Annotated in this window: 15 protein-coding genes and 1 tRNA gene; 9 read left to right on the plus strand and 7 right to left on the minus strand. The window is 66.8% G+C overall.

Translation table 11 applies throughout. The features are described 5' to 3' along the window. The first annotated feature begins 226 nt into the window (after positions 1-226). The 3 genes from ychF to B0W88_RS00770 all read left to right on the plus strand — a co-directional run bounded on the left by ychF (position 227) and on the right by B0W88_RS00770 (position 5,114). A complete protein-coding gene (gene ychF, locus B0W88_RS00760) occupies positions 227-1,318 on the plus strand; it encodes a redox-regulated ATPase YchF (RefSeq protein WP_077032734.1) in 1,092 nt (363 codons plus the stop codon). A 44-nt stretch (positions 1,319-1,362) separates the two neighbouring features. Continuing rightward, a complete protein-coding gene (locus tag B0W88_RS00765; RefSeq protein WP_077032735.1) occupies positions 1,363-4,530 on the plus strand; it encodes a CHASE domain-containing protein in 3,168 nt (1,055 codons plus the stop codon). Positions 4,531-4,595: 65 nt separating this feature from the next. Next, positions 4,596-5,114: a chemotaxis protein CheW gene (locus tag B0W88_RS00770; RefSeq protein ID WP_083748470.1), complete on the plus strand. Its 519-nt coding sequence runs from the start codon at positions 4,596-4,598 to the stop codon at positions 5,112-5,114. Here B0W88_RS00770 and proB read toward each other — a convergent pair. The 4 genes from proB to rplU all read right to left on the minus strand — a co-directional run bounded on the left by proB (position 5,111) and on the right by rplU (position 8,067). Continuing rightward, a complete protein-coding gene (proB, locus tag B0W88_RS00775) occupies positions 5,111-6,223 on the minus strand; it encodes a glutamate 5-kinase (protein ID WP_077032736.1) in 1,113 nt (370 codons plus the stop codon). The two genes, B0W88_RS00770 and proB, sit on opposite strands and share 4 nt — an antisense overlap. Positions 6,224-6,248: 25 nt before the next feature. Beyond that, the gene (gene obgE / locus B0W88_RS00780; RefSeq protein ID WP_077032737.1) at positions 6,249-7,322 is read right to left on the minus strand and encodes a GTPase ObgE; all 1,074 of its coding nucleotides are present in this window, start codon (positions 7,320-7,322) and stop codon (positions 6,249-6,251) included. Positions 7,323-7,457: 135 nt separating this feature from the next. Beyond that, positions 7,458-7,715 carry a 50S ribosomal protein L27 gene (gene rpmA / locus B0W88_RS00785; RefSeq protein ID WP_077032738.1) on the minus strand — a complete coding sequence of 86 codons (258 nt, stop codon included), beginning with the start codon at positions 7,713-7,715 and terminating at the stop codon, positions 7,458-7,460. Between the two features lie 40 nt (positions 7,716-7,755). Continuing rightward, the gene (gene rplU, locus B0W88_RS00790) at positions 7,756-8,067 is read right to left on the minus strand and encodes a 50S ribosomal protein L21 (RefSeq protein WP_077032739.1); all 312 of its coding nucleotides are present in this window, start codon (positions 8,065-8,067) and stop codon (positions 7,756-7,758) included. 213 nt (positions 8,068-8,280) lie between these two features. Between rplU and ispB the strand changes: the two genes are divergently transcribed. From ispB to B0W88_RS00815, 5 genes are all read left to right on the plus strand, one after another. Then, positions 8,281-9,258, plus strand: coding sequence for an octaprenyl diphosphate synthase (gene ispB, locus B0W88_RS00795; RefSeq protein ID WP_255378637.1), 978 nt, complete (start codon positions 8,281-8,283; stop codon positions 9,256-9,258). Positions 9,259-9,320: 62 nt separating this feature from the next. Next, a tRNA-Pro gene (locus tag B0W88_RS00800) sits at positions 9,321-9,397 on the plus strand. Between the two features lie 167 nt (positions 9,398-9,564). Beyond that, positions 9,565-11,160, plus strand: a complete 1,596-nt coding sequence (locus B0W88_RS00805) for a site-specific integrase (RefSeq protein ID WP_077032740.1) — start codon at positions 9,565-9,567, stop codon at positions 11,158-11,160. A 158-nt stretch (positions 11,161-11,318) separates the two neighbouring features. Further along, positions 11,319-11,672 (plus strand): AlpA family transcriptional regulator, encoded by a 354-nt coding sequence (locus B0W88_RS00810; RefSeq protein ID WP_077032741.1) that lies wholly within the window; start codon positions 11,319-11,321, stop codon positions 11,670-11,672. Between the two features lie 83 nt (positions 11,673-11,755). Further along, positions 11,756-12,403, plus strand: coding sequence for a hypothetical protein (locus B0W88_RS00815; protein ID WP_158080768.1), 648 nt, complete (start codon positions 11,756-11,758; stop codon positions 12,401-12,403). Between the two features lie 142 nt (positions 12,404-12,545). Here B0W88_RS00815 and B0W88_RS00820 read toward each other — a convergent pair whose 3' ends face one another. The 3 genes from B0W88_RS00820 to B0W88_RS00830 form a co-directional block, all read right to left on the minus strand. Further along, on the minus strand, positions 12,546-12,863 hold the full coding sequence (locus B0W88_RS00820; RefSeq protein ID WP_077032743.1) for a single-stranded DNA-binding protein: 318 nt from the start codon (positions 12,861-12,863) through the stop codon (positions 12,546-12,548). A gap of 59 nt (positions 12,864-12,922) precedes the next feature. After that, positions 12,923-14,059, minus strand: a complete 1,137-nt coding sequence (locus B0W88_RS00825) for a replication-relaxation family protein (RefSeq protein WP_233151581.1) — start codon at positions 14,057-14,059, stop codon at positions 12,923-12,925. A gap of 785 nt (positions 14,060-14,844) precedes the next feature. Next, the gene (locus tag B0W88_RS00830) at positions 14,845-15,564 is read right to left on the minus strand and encodes a hypothetical protein (RefSeq protein ID WP_083748473.1); all 720 of its coding nucleotides are present in this window, start codon (positions 15,562-15,564) and stop codon (positions 14,845-14,847) included. A gap of 237 nt (positions 15,565-15,801) precedes the next feature. Between B0W88_RS00830 and B0W88_RS00835 the strand changes: the two genes are divergently transcribed. Further along, a complete protein-coding gene (locus B0W88_RS00835) occupies positions 15,802-16,431 on the plus strand; it encodes a hypothetical protein (RefSeq protein WP_077032745.1) in 630 nt (209 codons plus the stop codon). Positions 16,432-16,487: the final 56 nt, after the last annotated feature.

Consider the following 16,487-nt stretch of genomic DNA (forward strand, 5'->3'; position numbering starts at 1 on the left):
GCGCATAGGTGCGCACGTCCTCGCGGGCGCCCGCGCGGGCCATGTCGGCCAGCAGCGCGACGCGCAGGCCCTGGGCGCCCAGGGCCAGGGCCAGGCTGCGTCCGACGCAGCCGCTGCCGCGGACCAGGACCTCGAAACTCTGTTGCATGGCGGCATTGTAGGCAGGCCGGATAAAATCGCCGGCTTCGCCGCGGCCGTCCCGCAGCCTACCCACAGAAAGTCTTTCATGAGCCTCAAATGCGGCATCGTGGGCCTGCCCAACGTCGGCAAGTCCACCCTCTTCAACGCGCTGACCAAGGCCGGCATCGCCGCCGAGAACTATCCCTTCTGCACGATCGAGCCCAACGTCGGTGTCGTCGAACTGCCCGACGCGCGGCTCACCGCCCTGGCCGACATCGTCAAGCCGGAGCGCATCGTGCCGGCCATCGTCGAGTTCGTGGACATCGCGGGCCTGGTGGCCGGCGCCTCCAAGGGCGAAGGCCTGGGCAACCAGTTCCTCTCGCACATCCGTGAGACCGACGCGATCGTCAACGTCGTGCGCTGCTTCGAGGATCCGAACGTGATCCACGTCAACGGCAAGGTCGACCCGATCTCCGACATCGAGGTGATCCAGACCGAGCTGTGCCTGGCCGACCTCTCCACCGTCGAGAAGAGCCTGCACCGCTACCAGAAGGTGGCCCGCGCCGGCGACAAGGAAGCGATCGCGCTGTGCAAGGTGCTGGACAAGGTGCTGCCGGTGCTCAACGAGGGCAAGCCGGTGCGCACGCTGGACCTGGCCAAGGAGGAGTGGGCGCTGGTCAAGCCGCTGTGCCTGATCACGGCCAAGCCGGCGATGTTCGTCGGCAACGTGGCCGAGGACGGCTTCGAGAACAACCCCTTCCTGGACCGCCTGAAGGAATACGCCGCCGCCCAGAACGGCCCGGTGGTGGCCATCTGCGCCAAGACCGAGGCCGAGCTCTCGGAAATGAGCGACGAGGACAAGGCCATGTTCCTGGCCGAGATGGGCCAGGACGAGCCGGGCCTGAACCGCCTGATCCGTGCCGGCTTCGGCCTGCTGGGCCTGCAGACCTACTTCACCGCCGGCGTCAAGGAAGTGCGCGCCTGGACCATCCACAAGGGCGACACCGCCCCGCAGGCCGCCGGCGTGATCCACACCGACTTCGAGCGCGGCTTCATCCGCGCGCAGACGATCGCCTTCGACGACTACATCGCCTTCAAGGGCGAGCAGGGCGCCAAGGACGCGGGCAAGATGCGCGCGGAAGGCAAGGAGTACGTCGTCAAGGACGGCGATGTGCTGAACTTCCTGTTCAACGTCTGACGGTGTTACACCGCCGCCCCAGTTAGCGGCTACCCTTCGGGCCCATGCCCGCTAACTCCGAAACTGCACGGACCCTCGGCCGGGGCCTGGCCATCGCGCTGAGCTACCTGCTCGTCGGCTGGCTCAGCATGGGCCTGGCCATCCCGCCGAACTACGCCACGCCGCTGTATCCGGCGGCCGGGCTGGCACTGGCGGCGATGCTGAGCTACGGGCCGCGCTACGCGGGCGCGCTGCTGGTCGGCGCGACCGCGATCAACTCGATCATTGCCGAGGCCCACGGCATCCCCTCCTTCGTCGCCGCCTTCGGCGCCGGCTGCGGGGCCACGCTGCAGGCGGTGGCCGGCGCCTGGGCGATCCGCCGCGTGGTGCGCCAGCCGCTGCTGCTGTCCGAGCCGCGCGACCTGCTGCTGTTCTTCGGCCTGGGCGCCGGCGCGGCCTGCCTGATCAGCCCGACGATCGGCTGCGCCGCGCTGCTGCTGTCCGGCGGCATCGGCACCGCGCAGTACGCCAGCACCTGGGCCGCCTGGTGGCTGGGCGACACGCTGGGCGTGCTGATCGGTGCGCCGATCGCACTGACGCTGATCGGCCAGCCGCGCGAGGCCTGGGCCCCGCGCCGGCTCAGCGTGGGCCTGCCGATGCTGGTCACCACGGCGCTGGTGGCGCTGGCCATCATCGGCGTCACCCGCTGGGAGCAGCAGCGGGCCAGCAATGTCTTCGAGCGAGACGCCGGCACCGCCGCCAATGCGCTGGAGCTGCTGCTGCGCGAACCGCTGATGGCGCTGGAAGGCGTGCACAGCGCCCTGCTGGTGGCGCCGGCGCCGGACCGCGAGGCCTTCCGCCGCGCTACCGCCAACTTCCTGCCCGCCGACGGCCCGCTGCTCGCCCTGGGCCTGCTGCGTCGCGTGCCTCGCGCCGGGCAGGCGGCCTTCAACGCCGGCGCGCGGGCCGAGGGCTTCGCCACCTTCGAGTCGCGCGACCGGCGCTTCCCCGGCGACATCCAGCCCGCCGCCGGTGAAGACATGATGGTCATCCGGCTGATCGAGCCGCTGGACCGCAATGCCCCGGCGCTGGGCGTCAATGTGCGCTCGGTGACCGGCTCGCGCGCGGCGCTGGAGCGCAGCGAACGCAGCGGCGAGCCCTTCGCCTCGCCGGCCATCCAGCTCTCGCAGGCCGCCCCCCGGACCACCGGCGTGGTCGTCTACCAGGCGCTCTTCGCCGGCACGCCGCGCACGCCTGCCGAACGCGTGGCCGCACTGCAGGGCGCGGTGTTCGCCACGCTGCGTCCCGAACTGCTGGCCGAGCGAGTGCTGCGCAACGCGCCGGGCTACCTGGCGATCTGCCTGGTCGACATGGCGCCCGACGCACGCCGCCCGCGGCTGGCCGGCGAGGACGGCTGCGAGACCCAAGCCGGCGGCCCGCATGCGGTGACGCCATGGACGCGGCGCCTGAGCTTCGGCGGCCGGCCCTGGGAGATCCGCGTACTGGCCCCGCACGGCGTGCCGCTGGAGGACACGCGCAGCTGGCCCTTCGCGCTGGTGGGCCTGGTGTCCACCGCCCTGCTGGGCGTGCTGCTGCTGATGATGAGCGGGCGGGCCCGGCACATCGAGGGCCTGGTGCTGGCCCGCACGGCCGAGCTCAAGCGCGAGGTGGCGGAGCGCGAGCAGGGCGCGCTGGCCCTGGCGGCCAGCGAGGAGCGCTTTCGCAGCATCTTCGAGCACGCGCCGATCGGCATCGTCTTCACCAATCCCTACGCGGTGATCAAGGACGCGAACCCCCACTTCTGCCGCTTCGTGGGCTACAGCGCCGACGAGCTGCGGCGCATGAGCAGCTTCGACATCAGCCACCCGGACGAGCGCGTGGAGGACGAGCGCATGGCTCGCCAGCTGCTGGCCGGCGAGATCGGCTTCTATCGCCGCCACAAGCGCTACATCTCCGCCCAGGGTCAGGTCTTGCAGGCGCGGGTGACGGTCAGCGCGCTGCGCAACGACGCGGGCCGGGTGCACCGGCTGGTCGGCGTGATCGAGGACATCGCCGACCTGCTGAAGATGCAGGAGCTGGCCCGCGTGGCCCATGTGGCCGCCGCGGCCAACCAGGCGAAGAACGAGTTCCTCTCGCGCATGAGCCACGAGCTGCGCACGCCGCTGAACGCGATGCTGGGCTTCACCCAGCTGCTCGAGCTCGACACGGCCGAGCCGCTGCAGCCGCGCCAGCGCGAGCGCACCGCGCAGATCCAGCAGGCCGGCTGGCACCTGCTGGAGATGATCAACGACACGCTGGACCTGTCGCGCATCGAGTCCGGCGCGCTACGGCTGGAACTGGCGCCGCTGGCCCTGCCCCAGCTGCTGGACGAGGTGCAGGCCCTGGTCGAGGCCGATGCGCGCGAGCGGCGCCTGACGATCTCGCGCGAGCTCGCCGCCGATGCCCTGCAGGTGCAGGGCGACGTCACGCGGGTCAAGCAGGTGCTGACCAACCTGCTCAGCAATGCAGTCAAGTACAACACCGAGGGGGGGCGCATCCTGATGCGCAGCCGCCGCGGCAGCGACGGCTGCATCGAGCTGGCCATCGAGGATACCGGGCTGGGCCTGACGCCCGCGCAGATGGCCGCGCTGTTCCAGCCCTTCAACCGCCTGGGCCGCGAGCGTGGCAGCACCGGCGGCACCGGGATCGGCCTGGTGATCGCCAAGCGGCTGGCCGAGTTGATGGGTGGCAGCCTGAGCGCAGCGAGCCGCGCCGGACAGGGCTCGACCTTCACGCTGCGCCTGCCGCTGGCCACGGGCACCACCACGGTCGCCGCCGCCGACGCAGCTGCCCCGGACGGCGGCCCGGGGCCCGCGGGCCAGCGCCGCATCATCTATATCGAAGACAACCCGATGAACGCCGAGCTGATGCGCGGCGCCTTCGAGCAGCGGCCGCTGTTCGACCTGGCGATCTACACCACCGGCGAGGCCGGCCTGCGCGCGGTGCTGGAAGCGCCGCCGGACCTGCTGCTGCTGGACATGCAGCTGCCTGACACCGACGGGCTGAGCGTGCTGAGACGGCTGCGCGAGCAGTTGCCGGCCGAGCGGCTGCCGGTGGTCGCCGTCTCCGCCAACGCGCTGCAGTCGCAGATCGACGCCAGCGCCGAGGCCGGCACGCAGCACTATCTGACCAAGCCGCTGGACGTGCGGGCGCTGCTGGCGCTGCTGGACCGGCTGCTCGCGCGGGAAGCGTGAAGTCGGCCACGGCAGCCCGTGGCATGCCGCTCGGATCGGGCGTTAGGGCCGGCAGAATGCCCGGCATGAGCAACACCGCCCTCGTCGCCGCACAGGCGCCCCTTCCCGTCCCCGTCGCCGGTCACGCACTGCAGAGCCTGAAGGCCGGCACACAGCAGTTCCTCACCTTCCGCGTCGGCGAGGAGGAGTACGGCATGGACATCCTGCGCGTGCAGGAGATCCGCTCCTACGAGAAGCCCACCCGCATCGCCAACGCGCCCGAGTTCGTCAAGGGCGTGATCAACCTGCGCGGCGTGATCGTGCCGGTGGTGGACCTGCGGCTGCGTCTGGGCCAGGCCGCCGAGTACAACGACTTCACGGTCGTGGTCGTGCTGAACGTGCTGGGCCGGGTCGTCGGCATCGTCGTGGACTCGGTGTCCGACGTGCTGGAACTGGCGGCCGACGAGATCAAGGCGCGGCCGGAGCTGGCCGCCGCCGTCGACGCTCGCCACATCACCGGCCTCGGCAAGGTCGGCGATCGCATGCTGATCCTGCTGGACATCGAGTCGATGGCCGGCAGCGCCGAGTTCGGCCTGGTCAACTAACTGAGGACCAGGTTGGTCCGGTGGATCAGCTCGTGCTCGGCGACGTAGCCGAGCACCGATTCGATCTCGCCTGAAGCCTTGCGCGCAATGAGGCGCGCCTCCGCGCTCGAGTAGTTCGTCAGTCCGCGGGCGATCTCGCGGCCATGAGGGTCGCGCACGGCGATCACGTCGCCCCGATGGAACTCGCCCTGCACCTCGGTCACGCCGATCGGAAGCAGGCTCTTGCCCTCGCCCTGCACCTTGGCCGCCGCGCCGGCGTCCACGCTGACGGCACCGCGCAATTGCAGGTGGCCCACCATCCAGAGCTTGCGCGCCGCCAGCTTGGCGGTGCTGGCCGTAAGGGCCGTGCCGATCGGTTCGCCCCTCGCCAGCCGCAGCAGCACGTCGGGCTCGCGGCCCCAGGCGATCACGGTGCCGGCGCCACTCACTGCCGCGCGCTTGGCGGCGAGGATCTTGGTGATCATGCCGCCGCGGCCCAGGCTCGAGCCCGCGCCGCCAGCCATCACCTCCAGCTCGGGCGTGCCGGCCACGGCCTCGTGGATGAAGCGCGCGTTCGGGTCCTTGCGCGGATCGGCCGAGTACAGGCCCTGCTGGTCGGTGAGGATCAGCAGCGCATCGGCTTCCACCAGGTTGGCCACCAGCGCGCCGAGCGTGTCGTTGTCGCCGAACTTGATTTCGTCGTTGACGACGGTGTCGTTCTCGTTGATGACCGGCAGCACGCGGTGCTGCAGCAGCGTCAGCAGCGTGGAGCGGGCGTTCAGGTAGCGCTCGCGGTCGGCCAGGTCGGCATGGGTGAGCAGCACCTGGGCGCTGCCCATGCCCTCCTCGCGCAGCTTGGTCTCGTACATCTGCGCCAGGCCCATCTGGCCCACCGCCGCCGCTGCCTGCAGCTCGTGCACTTCCTTGGGCCGCGTGGCCCAGCCCAGGCGCTTCATGCCCTCGGCGATCGCACCGCTGGACACCATCACCAGCTCGCGCCCCTCGCGGGCCAGCGCCGCCATCTGCCGGCACCAGTTGCCGATCGCATCGGCATCGACGCCCCGGCCTTCGTTGGTGACGAGGCTGCTGCCGACTTTGACAACGATGCGGCGGGCGTCTTTGAGGAGCATGATGTCTCTGCGCTGAACTTGAGGGTTATGAGCCTTCGGATTCGCCTTCGGCGCCAGCAAAGCGGACGTCGGGCTCGACGTGCTTGTGCTGCTCGGCCGCCACATGGTCGTAGATCGCATGGATCAGCGGCTGGCAGCCTTCACGGGTCAGGGCCGAGATCTCGAAGACCGGGCCCTTCCACTTGTAGCGCTTGACGAAATCCTTGACGCGCGCGGCGCGCTCGTCCTCGGGCACCATATCGAGCTTGTTCAGCACGAGCCAGCGCGGTTTGTCATGCAAGGCTTCGTCGTACTTCTTCAGCTCGTTGACGATGGCCTTGGCCTCCTTGACCGGATCAACTTCCGGGTCGAACGGCGCCAGGTCGACGACGTGCAGCAGCAGCCGCGTGCGCTGCAGGTGGCGCAGGAACAGGTGGCCGAGGCCCGCGCCTTCCGAAGCGCCTTCGATCAGGCCGGGAATGTCGGCGACGACGAAGCTCTTCTCGGGCGCGACGCGCACGACACCCAGGTTCGGATGCAGCGTGGTGAACGGGTAGTCGGCGATCTTCGGACGGGCGTTGGACACGGCCGTGATCAGCGTGGACTTGCCCGCGTTGGGCATGCCCAGCAGGCCGACGTCGGCCAGCACGCGCAGTTCCAGCTTGACCTTCTTGGCCTCGCCGGGCCAGCCTGGGGTCTTCTGGCGCGGGGCGCGGTTGGTGCTGGTCTTGAAGTGCAGGTTGCCGAAGCCGCCGTCGCCGCCCTTGGCGATCAGGATCTTCTCGCCGGGTTCGATCAGCTCGGCGATGACGGTCTCGGTCTCGAGATCCTTGATGATCGTGCCGACCGGCATGCGCAGCACGATGTCGTCGGCGGCGGCGCCGTACTGGTCGGAACCCCGTCCAGCCTCGCCGTTGCGGGCCTCGTGGCGGCGCGCGTAGCGGTAGTCGATCAGCGTGTTGAGGTTGATGTCACCCACCGCCCAGACGCTGCCGCCCCGGCCGCCGTCGCCACCGTCCGGCCCGCCGAAGGGGATGAACTTCTCGCGGCGAAAGCTCGCACAACCGGCGCCACCATTGCCGGCCACGATGTCGATGGTGGCTTCGTCTACGAATTTCATGTGCTTCTTGCGCCTTTCGAGGCCGGAATATTAGGGCCGCAGCCTCGAAAATGCAGAAGCCCCGCGAGCGGGGCTTCTTTCAATCATCACCGGCGGTCGGCTGCGAAGCTGCCGCCGGCGAGGGTCACTGCGCTATCAGGCGGCGGTGACGACCACGGTCGAGCGGTTCTGCTCGCCCTTGGTGGTGAAGGACACCTGGCCGTCGATCAGTGCGAACAGCGTGTGGTCCTTGCCCATGCCGACGTTCGTGCCGGCGTGGAACTTCGTGCCGCGCTGGCGGACGATGATGGAACCGGCCGAAACGACCTGACCACCATAGACCTTAACGCCCAGCATCTTCGGTTTGGAGTCGCGGCCGTTCCGTGTGGAACCACCGCCCTTTTTCTGTGCCATGGATCAGCTCCTTGAGACTTGGTTGGAGGAGAAGGATCGCTTAGACGTTGACCGCGCTGATTTCCAGCTCGGTGTAAGTCTGGCGGTGGCCCTGGCTCTTCTTGTAGTGCTTGCGACGACGCAGCTTGAAGATGCGCACCTTGTCGTGCTTGCCTTGAGCAACCACGGTGGCCTTCACGCTGGCGCCAGCAACCAAGGGAGCGCCGACCTGCAGTTCCGCGCCGCTTCCGACGGCCAGAACTTCATTGATCACGATCTCTTGGCCAACTTCCGCAGCAATCTGTTCTACCTTGATCTTTTCGCCAGCAGCAACTTTGTATTGCTTGCCGCCGGTTTTTATGACCGCGTACATATCAGCCCTTTCAAATGACTCGAGCCCAAAGAATCTGGGTCGAGCCCGCGAGTATAGCATGGGCACGGGAAAACACCAAGCCGCATGCCCGGCTGCAGCGCAGCCTGCGTCCCGGCGCCGTGACGAGCAGAGCGGTTACAGCTCGTTCCTATAATCAGCGTTTCGCCCCAAAGAGAGCCGAGTGTGCCCGTCGCGTCTGCCGCCTCATCGTCATTGCCCCTGGATCCCGTCGTCGAGGCCCTCGACGAGCTGAACGCGCAGATGCGCGAGGTGGACGCCGTGATCTCGCGCCGGCTCGCCTCGGAGGTCGCGCTGATCAACCAGATCTCCGGCTACATCGTGCACGCTGGCGGCAAGCGCATGCGGCCCAAGCTCGTGCTGCTGTTCGCCAATGCGCTGGGCCATGCGAGCCCGGCCCGCTTCGAGCTGGCCGCCACGGTGGAGTTCATCCACACGGCCACGCTGCTGCACGACGACGTGGTCGACGAGTCGCAACTGCGCCGCGGCAAGCAGACGGCCAATGCGATGTTCGGCAATGCGGCCAGCGTGCTGGTGGGCGACTTCCTCTACTCGCGCGCCTTCCAGATGATGGTCTCGGTCGAGCGCATGCGGGTGCTGGAGGTGCTGGCCGACGCGACGAACGTCATCGCCGAGGGCGAGGTCCTGCAATTGATGAACATGCACGACCCGGACGCAACGGTGGAGAGCTATCTGCGCGTGATCCGCTACAAGACCGCCAAGCTCTTCGAGGCCAGCGCCCGGCTGGGCGCCGTGCTGGCCGATGCCAGCCCGGAAGTCGAGGAAGCCTGTGCGGCCTACGGCCGCGCGCTCGGCACCGCCTTCCAGCTGATCGACGACGTGCTCGACTACGAGAGCGACTCGCAGACCCTGGGCAAGAACATCGGCGACGACCTGCGTGAAGGCAAGCCGACGCTGCCGCTGCTGATCGCGATGGAGCGCAGCACGCCCGAGCAGCGCGCGCTGATCCGCCATGCGATCGAGCACGGCGAGGAAGAGAAGCTGGCCCAGATCGTCGAGATCGTCCGCTCGACCGGCGCGCTGGAAGCGACCCGGGAGGCGGCACGCATCGAAGCCCAGCACGCAAAAGATGCGCTGAATTTGCTTCCTGCTTCCAAGTGGCAGAAATCTCTGCTAGAATTTGCGGCTCAGTCGGTTGAGAGATCTTTTTAAGAACTCGCTGCCGCTGACGCGAATCAAGGCCAGGCTGACTGGAGTTGAGCAGCAACAAAAATCGGGGTGTAGCTTAGCCTGGTAGAGCGCTACGTTCGGGACGTAGAGGCCGGAGGTTCGAATCCTCTCACCCCGACCAGAATTCCCTTGTAAATCAAGGACATAGAGCAGCCGCGGAATCCGCGGCTGTTTTTGTTTCAGGGGTTCTGTGCCAAATCTGTGCCACGGAACACAGGTCGGTGGCACAACGGTCGGTCCCATATAACTTCCGTGCCTACAGGAGTCTCCTCATCTTGGAGACCCCTCTTGGCAACTCTCATCAACCGCAGCCGCTACCGCGTCACCGTCCGCAAGCACCCTGAACGGACCCGGCATTTCCGGTTCGACCAACTCGATGCCGTGAAAGCGCACATGGAAGAGCTGCGCGCCCAGCACTTCAAGCCTCACGTCGAGCAACTCGACGAGTCGTGGCTCGTCCGATTCCGCGACAAAGGCTTCAAGCCCCTGGAAGGCACGTTCAAGTCGGAGGCCCTGGCCGAAGGCTTCATCCAGCGAGTCAGCGAGGAGCGCCGCCGCGGCCTGTTCGTCGACTACACGAAGTCGCTCAAGACCAGTCTGGCCGACCTCATCGTCCGCTATCTGAGGGAAGAGGCACCGCGAGGCAAGAGCGCCAAGGTCCTCGCCTACTGCCTCGAAGGGTGGCTCGAAGACAGCGGCCCGACGGGCGTCCAGATGCTGGCCGACTATCGCGACCAGCTGCGCAAGGATGGCCTGCCTGTTCGCGCTGCCCAGTTCAAGATGCGCCAAAGCAGCGAGGAACTGGCTTGGATTCACAAGCCGTTGGCGGAAATCACCACCGTCGACGTTGAGTCTTTCTTCAACGACCGCCTGGACGCTGTTAAGCCAGGAACGGTCGACCGTGAAATCGACCGCCTCAAAGCCATCTTCAACGTCGCCATCAAAATCTGGGACTACCCGCTCGCCAAGAATCCACTGGACGCGGTGCGCCGCCCAGACTATTTCAACGAGCGTGACCGCCGAATCTCGGCCGACGAAGAGCGCCGGCTGCTCGAAGCGTTGGCAGAGCTGGATTTCGAACGCGCCGTCGAGAAGCGACTCCGCGAGCTCGCGGATGCGGAGCTGGAGGGGCAGACATTCACGAGCAACGGCGCGCGCAAGAAGGTGCTGGCCAAGGTGCGCGCCGAGCTCCGCGCCTCGGCGGAGGAAACCGCAGAGGTCGAGCCGTATCTGCAGGCTTTCTACTGGTTCCAGGTGATGACCGCCGCTCGCCGCGGCGAAACAGTCGGCCTCAGCTGGGACCGCGTCGATTTCGAAGCCAGAACCGCATTCCTGCCAGAGACAAAGAACGGCCGTGCACGCAAGCTCGCGCTCCGGCAGGACTTGATTGATGTCCTTCGAGACCTGCCGCGCAACACGCCGAAGGTGTTTGACATTGGGCTCGACTACATCGTGAAGGGTTGGTCCAAAGCCTGCGACATGGCCGGCATTGACGACTTGCACATCCATGACGTCCGCCATGAGGCGCTATCGCGCCTCGCAGAAACCGGCAAGTTCACGCTGCCCGAACTGCAGCTGTTCAGCGGGCATCGGGACCTGCGCATGCTGATGCGTTACGCCCACCTGTGTGCGTCCCGCCTAGCGAAAAAGCTGGACGAGTGCTTCAAGGACGATGCCAAAGTGCGACGGCACCATGGGCGCCAATTTTTGAACCGCGCTGCGGGCGTGAGCATGTCGGAGCTGTCCACTGCCGAGGAACAGCCTAGCGAAACTGTGGCGAAGGCCGCTGTGCTCGCCACGCCGGCCGAAGCTGGTGCGCCGAGTGCGGACGGCGCCCTCTACGCGACTAACGTCATCCCCTTCCCTGGCCGCCGCGTTGCCTGACGCACCCGTTAGTCCCCTGCGCTGAGCCCCGTTGGGGGCCTCCTGATGCCACTGCTTCTTCCCCGAACGCAGTGGCTCGTTCGTTTGAAAGCCCAGCGAATAAATGAAGCTCCTAGACGCCGCATTGCCACCTCGGACAGTGCTCGACGATGAGTTTTATGGATTTGCGCCTGGTCACCAAGGCTGACGCCGCCGCTGTGTTCGGCGTTTGTGCCAGGACCATTGACAACTACATCAAAGAGGGACGCTTGCCGGCCCCCGTTCAGTTCGCGAGCCGCGACTACTGGCATCCCGACGATTTCCGCGCCTTCCTGGACCGCACGTTCAAGCGCCAGCAGCCGGTCGAGCAGAACCAGCTCGACGAAGGGACAGACGTCGAGCCGGACGCCTCTACACCCCGAGCGACGCGACGCCCAGCCAAGCAGCCGTACGGCGCGCACGACAGCAACCCTGCGGTCCGTCAACGTGCGCGGCAGCGGGAGCGCGTGCAGGCCCTGAACAATGGCACTTGACCCAGTAGAGCCATGTGTCTCGTCGGCGCTCGACGGTTGCTACACGGTTTGCGGGCCTCTTCACGGCCCGAGGAATCGACATGTTGAACACCAACCGCGACCCTCTCGAGGGGGTCATCCTGCGCAACTCTGGTACGCACGTGAGCATTGGATGGCTGCTGCCACCCAAGACGTTTGAACTGGAGTGTGCCGAGACGCATCAGCAGAAGCCGTTCGACGGCTGGGCTCTCGCTGCAAAGCTGCCAGAGCCCGTCGTGAGCATCTTCGAAAGCCCGCTAGTCCCGAACTCGGGCAGCGTGTGCCTTGTGGCGTCCAGCCTCGGCGTCCACTACCCCGTCGTTGCAATTCAAAGTGGCTCTACACAGCTGCGCATCCTGCTCTGCCTGGGCAACGACCAGACGAGACGATGGTTCGAGGACGTCACGACCAAGGGCGTCGCGACGGTGGCCCTTGAGGTCGCCGGACGCGAGCAGTTTGCCGTGACGGACTTGCCTTGCACGCTCAGCGCGGCTGCGCGATTAGAAGCCCTCAGGAGCGTGACACATGGCTTGAGCAAGCAGGACTTGGTCGACGACGCCTCGCGCGTAGCAACCGCCATGGCAGACCGCGACTACTTGCCCAGCCTGGTCGACGGCTTTGAGACCGAGCAGGTCCGCTTGGTGCTGGCGCTGGACACGCTGACGGAGGCCCCATCGACGGCCATGCCGAATGGCGGTCGAGTCCTGAACTAAACGCGGTGACGGCCACGCCTGCGCTGCAGCATCTGTGATTTGAGGGGCGCCCATGGCGCCCCTCTCCCTCTTGTTACCTCGTTACCCGGCGGAGCAATAGAAGAGCGGGCCACGCAGGTGGCCCGCTGAATGAGTGCTTGGTTTAGGCTGCGACCGGCTCGACAGCCTCCTTGGTCGGCTTGGCAATCTTCGACGCTTCGAATGCGAGGATGAGCAGCGTTCCTGTCGGCTTGCCCTCCCGTGACAGGTAGTAGTCGGCTTTCAGCTTGCCGGTGACCTTCACGAAGTCGCCGCGGCTGAGCTGGACCTCGCGCCCGTTCATGACACGGACGGTGTACCAAGTCGGCTCCGTGTCGACGCCCCGCTGGCTCTCGGCCAAGCGGAACTCGACGTACTCCTTTCCGGTGGTCTTGGTCTTCTTGCGCTCGGGCTGGGTGGCGACGTTGCCGAAAACTTGCATGCGTTGATTCCTGGTGGCGACGGAACGTTCCGTCAGCACCGTATAGCTACCTGCGTTTGCTACTGACCGTCCTCGGTCAGCGCTGCAAGCGGCGAGGCCAGCTGCACCCAGGCCGCCATGCCCGTAGGGCGACGATAAGGCAGGTAGTTCTCGCCGAACCATCCTGCGACAGACGACCGCCCGCGTCCGTCCAGTCGTACCTTAGGGAGCCAGACCGGCAGTGCCTGCACGACGACGTGGCCGGCCAGCTCATCCACAAGGCTGGAGCGTCGACCATCGTGTCTGCGGTCGACGGTTGCCCAGACCTCGTACTCGCCGGCACCCACGTTGCGAACCTGTCGACGTCCGCGCACGAGGGCCGCAGCAGCGGTCTGCTCGGCCAGTCCATCCAGCGTCGCGGACACTCTGCGATGGATGCGGTCAGTCCGCGTGAACACGACAACTCGCCTCAGCGCCTGTTTGTCGAAGAGCGGGACGCCCATCGACAGAGTCAGAGCCCGCAGGTCCGCCGCCCGCTCCGAGCCACGGGCGCTGCGGTCGACCTCCACCCACGTCAAGCCGTCCGGCTCAGCGATGAGAGCATCGGGCCGCAACGCTTTGACCGAAGAACCTGTCTTCGTCGTCACTGACACGTTGAGCAGCCCAGACGGCGGCGGGTGGCCTGGTACGCGCGCAGCCACGAGCCGTTGCAGCAGCTCACCTTCCGTCCACGACTCCATCCCCCTGGCCTCGGCGGCAAGCACGAGGAACTGGCTCCACAGACGATGCTCGGGATTCGTCATGTCGCTGACGCGCCGCACCGACGCCGCGGCCTCGATATCGAGCTCGAGCAGCCAATCCGCTCCACGCTGCGTGAGGCCATAGACGGTCTGAAACCTGTTCGTCCGGTAGCGCCGCAGCAGACCTGCCTTGACCAATCCGCGCATCGCTCGCTGGGCTGCACTGAGCGCCGCCTTGTAGTCGCGCTCAGGGAAGCAGCAAGCGGCAACGTCGATGGTTCGAACGACCCTGAAGCGATTGGCAACTGCGAGTGCCGACCGCCAAATCGTCCGACGCAGCTGAGTCGTCGAGACGGCCGCCGTCAGGCCCCGACTGATGACCTCTCGCTCGCCATCCCCGACATCACCACGGTGGCAGTGCTCGTCCGTCTCAGTGACAACTGGACTGTCTCCTCCGAGCTGCTCGCTCAATGCCACCGCGGCACTCGGGTCGTGCCCCGAAGACACGCCGACCTCCCCCTCTAGTATTCTGACCATCCATCCCTCCGCGCTGAGCGCCGCTGTTCATCCGGTCGCCAACGTGCGGGCGGCCCATCCGCAAGCGTGTAGCAACCGCTGGCGCGCAACCCTGCTTCGATACCCAGCACACCTCGCGCTCACGACCTCCCAGAGCGTCATCCGAAGTCCAGTCGCACGGCTGCTCGATGGCACTGGCACAGAGTGACTCCCATTGAGCAGCCTCGTCCGGCTGGGGCCGGCCGTCGCCAGCGTTTCCGTCGCGACGTCTCTCCAGGCCACTGTTCCTGCGCCCGGCTTTGCCGGTGCGAACCGCCGCCGTCCCCAGACGTCCAATCGAAGGTGAACGTGCCTGTGGACGGCGAGCCCAGCTGCTCCTCCAGCGCGCCGCCAACGGTGGCCTACCCCGAGCCTCGTCTCAACCGCCCGTCGCCGAGTCCCGGGGGCCCGACCACCACGCGCGTCGCGATGCGACGCGCCCTCCCCTCGACGACGGCACGCGCGGGGACGGCGGCGGTTCGCACCGCCGGCATCCGGGCGGTCGCGACCACACCTACCCTCGCAATCGCACGACCTGGGGCATCGTGCCCACCACACACGCGGCTGGACTCCTTCGATGCGCTCGGCTGGACGCCGAGCGTTCCGCCCGCTGGGCGCTTCGAGGTCCGAACGTTTGGCGTCATCGGGCCGGTCGCTATGAGGAACTGTCGGACCGATGGCGAGGGCTCTCGGCGGCAAACGCCCCCTCAGGCTGCCGCATCCGGCAGCTGGAGCGTCCGTAGTTCGCGCATCACGCGCAGCCGCGATGCGGCATGCTTGCCATGGCCGTACTCGACGGTCCTGCCGGCGACCTCGACTTCGCAGAGCACGAGCTCCACGCCCTCGGTCCAGGCGGCAGCAAATGTGGTGTTCCCCGCCAGACCGGCAAGCGCATCCTGTTCCGACCAGTAGAAGTAGAAGCCGCCGCCATGGTCGGCCTCGGCTCGCTCTGAGCGCCAAACGCCCGTACGGTACGCGGACTCGTCGAAAACGCTACACAGCGCTCCATCGGCGCCCCGGGCAAGGACCTTGTACGCACGCTCGGCAACGACGTGAGGGGTCTTGCAGGCGACGACGTTTGCGCCGGTGTAGTGGCGAACGAGGTCACCGAGGGCCTCCGTGTTCTTGGCGCGCTTGACACAGGTCGCGGTGTCGAGCTCTTCCGCGGACAAGCTGCGCCGCACGCGCGTCAGCAGAACATAGCGCTTCGTGATACGGCTGCGCGGCTTCCGCAAGCTCTTCCAGTAACCGCGTTCCTGGACGATGACTGCACGAACGCAACCTCGCTCGAGCAGCACGTCATAGACGTCGTGATTGAGGCATTCCAGCTCACGCTGGCTCCGGCGCATGTAGACCGCATTCAGTTGCCCGTTCAGAACAGCCTTCTGGAGCAACTCATCGAGCTGCTCTCGTTGGGCCTTGTTCAAGGTGGCGTGAGGCCAGATTGCGCCGTACTCGTTGCGTTGCAGTGGGGGCAGCTTTTGGCGCCGGGTAGAACTCAGGGCTTGGACAGCAGACGGTGCATGCATTGGAGGGTCTCGAAGAAGTTGACCCACCGCATAGATGAAACTTTTATCTCAGCGGCATTTGCAATTGCGACAGCGGCCCGCCCCCCTTGCCCGCGGTGACTACACATCAGGTATCCACTACTGCAACGCGTCGTCATGCACATCAAACGCCGAGGCCGCACGGCATTCCTCTACCGCTCTCGCTGGGTCGCCAAGGGCACCGCCGGCAACAGCCACGGCTACGCGGTGCAAACCTACGTCGGCGGCATGCCAGAGAACGCCGGCGGCATTCCAACAGCGCTCGCGGAGAAGCTCACGGACGCGGAACAGGAATTCGTCGAAGTCCGTATCTGCGGGCCGGCACGCGAAGCAGCCAGTCGCGCTCGACAGGAGGCGGACCGCCGAGACGCCGACCCGCTTTGGCGCTTGGTCGAAGCAAGGCGGTTGGTGGACGAAGCGGTCGAGCGCAGCCAACGCCAACGCGTGCCCAGAGACAGCTGGCAGCACATCGCCGACTCACTGAGCCGTCTAAACGTCTTCGGAGCAACCGCCCCTCGGCCGCAAGCGGAGCCGGCTGACCCGCTATCCGTTGCGCTGACAGCGATGCGTGCGGCGGCAACCGCCGTTCGAGACGGCGCCATCGGCTCCGCGCCGACCACCGGCGCCCGCACCACACGCGCCTATGCGCTGTGGGCGCAAATCGCTGCAGAGGTCGATGGGACCGCCAACGACAGCTTGCTCTCGGCGCTGCAGTCCAGGGGGTTCGTCAAACGCCGAAAAGGCTGACCTAGAGAGTGTCTATACAGGACGCACGCAGCCCGCGTGCGCACCAGGAATCTCTC

It is taken from the genome of Pelomonas sp. KK5 (assembly GCF_001984095.1).
Classification (GTDB): domain Bacteria; phylum Pseudomonadota; class Gammaproteobacteria; order Burkholderiales; family Burkholderiaceae_C; genus KK5.

Excerpts from the sequence above, each read along its gene's own strand:
- rpmA (WP_077032738.1), bottom strand. The coding sequence starts at position 7,715 with ATGGCACAGAAAAAGGGCGGTGGTTCCACACGGAACGGCCGCGACTCC.
- B0W88_RS00810 (WP_077032741.1), top strand. The coding sequence starts at position 11,319 with ATGGATTTGCGCCTGGTCACCAAGGCTGACGCCGCCGCTGTGTTCGGC.
- B0W88_RS00835 (WP_077032745.1), top strand. The coding sequence starts at position 15,802 with ATGCACATCAAACGCCGAGGCCGCACGGCATTCCTCTACCGCTCTCGC.
- B0W88_RS00770 (WP_083748470.1), top strand. The coding sequence starts at position 4,596 with ATGAGCAACACCGCCCTCGTCGCCGCACAGGCGCCCCTTCCCGTCCCC.
- rplU (WP_077032739.1), bottom strand. The coding sequence starts at position 8,067 with ATGTACGCGGTCATAAAAACCGGCGGCAAGCAATACAAAGTTGCTGCT.
- obgE (WP_077032737.1), bottom strand. The coding sequence starts at position 7,322 with ATGAAATTCGTAGACGAAGCCACCATCGACATCGTGGCCGGCAATGGT.
- B0W88_RS00765 (WP_077032735.1), top strand. The coding sequence starts at position 1,363 with ATGCCCGCTAACTCCGAAACTGCACGGACCCTCGGCCGGGGCCTGGCC.
- B0W88_RS00820 (WP_077032743.1), bottom strand. The coding sequence starts at position 12,863 with ATGCAAGTTTTCGGCAACGTCGCCACCCAGCCCGAGCGCAAGAAGACC.
- ychF (WP_077032734.1), top strand. The coding sequence starts at position 227 with ATGAGCCTCAAATGCGGCATCGTGGGCCTGCCCAACGTCGGCAAGTCC.
- proB (WP_077032736.1), bottom strand. The coding sequence starts at position 6,223 with ATGCTCCTCAAAGACGCCCGCCGCATCGTTGTCAAAGTCGGCAGCAGC.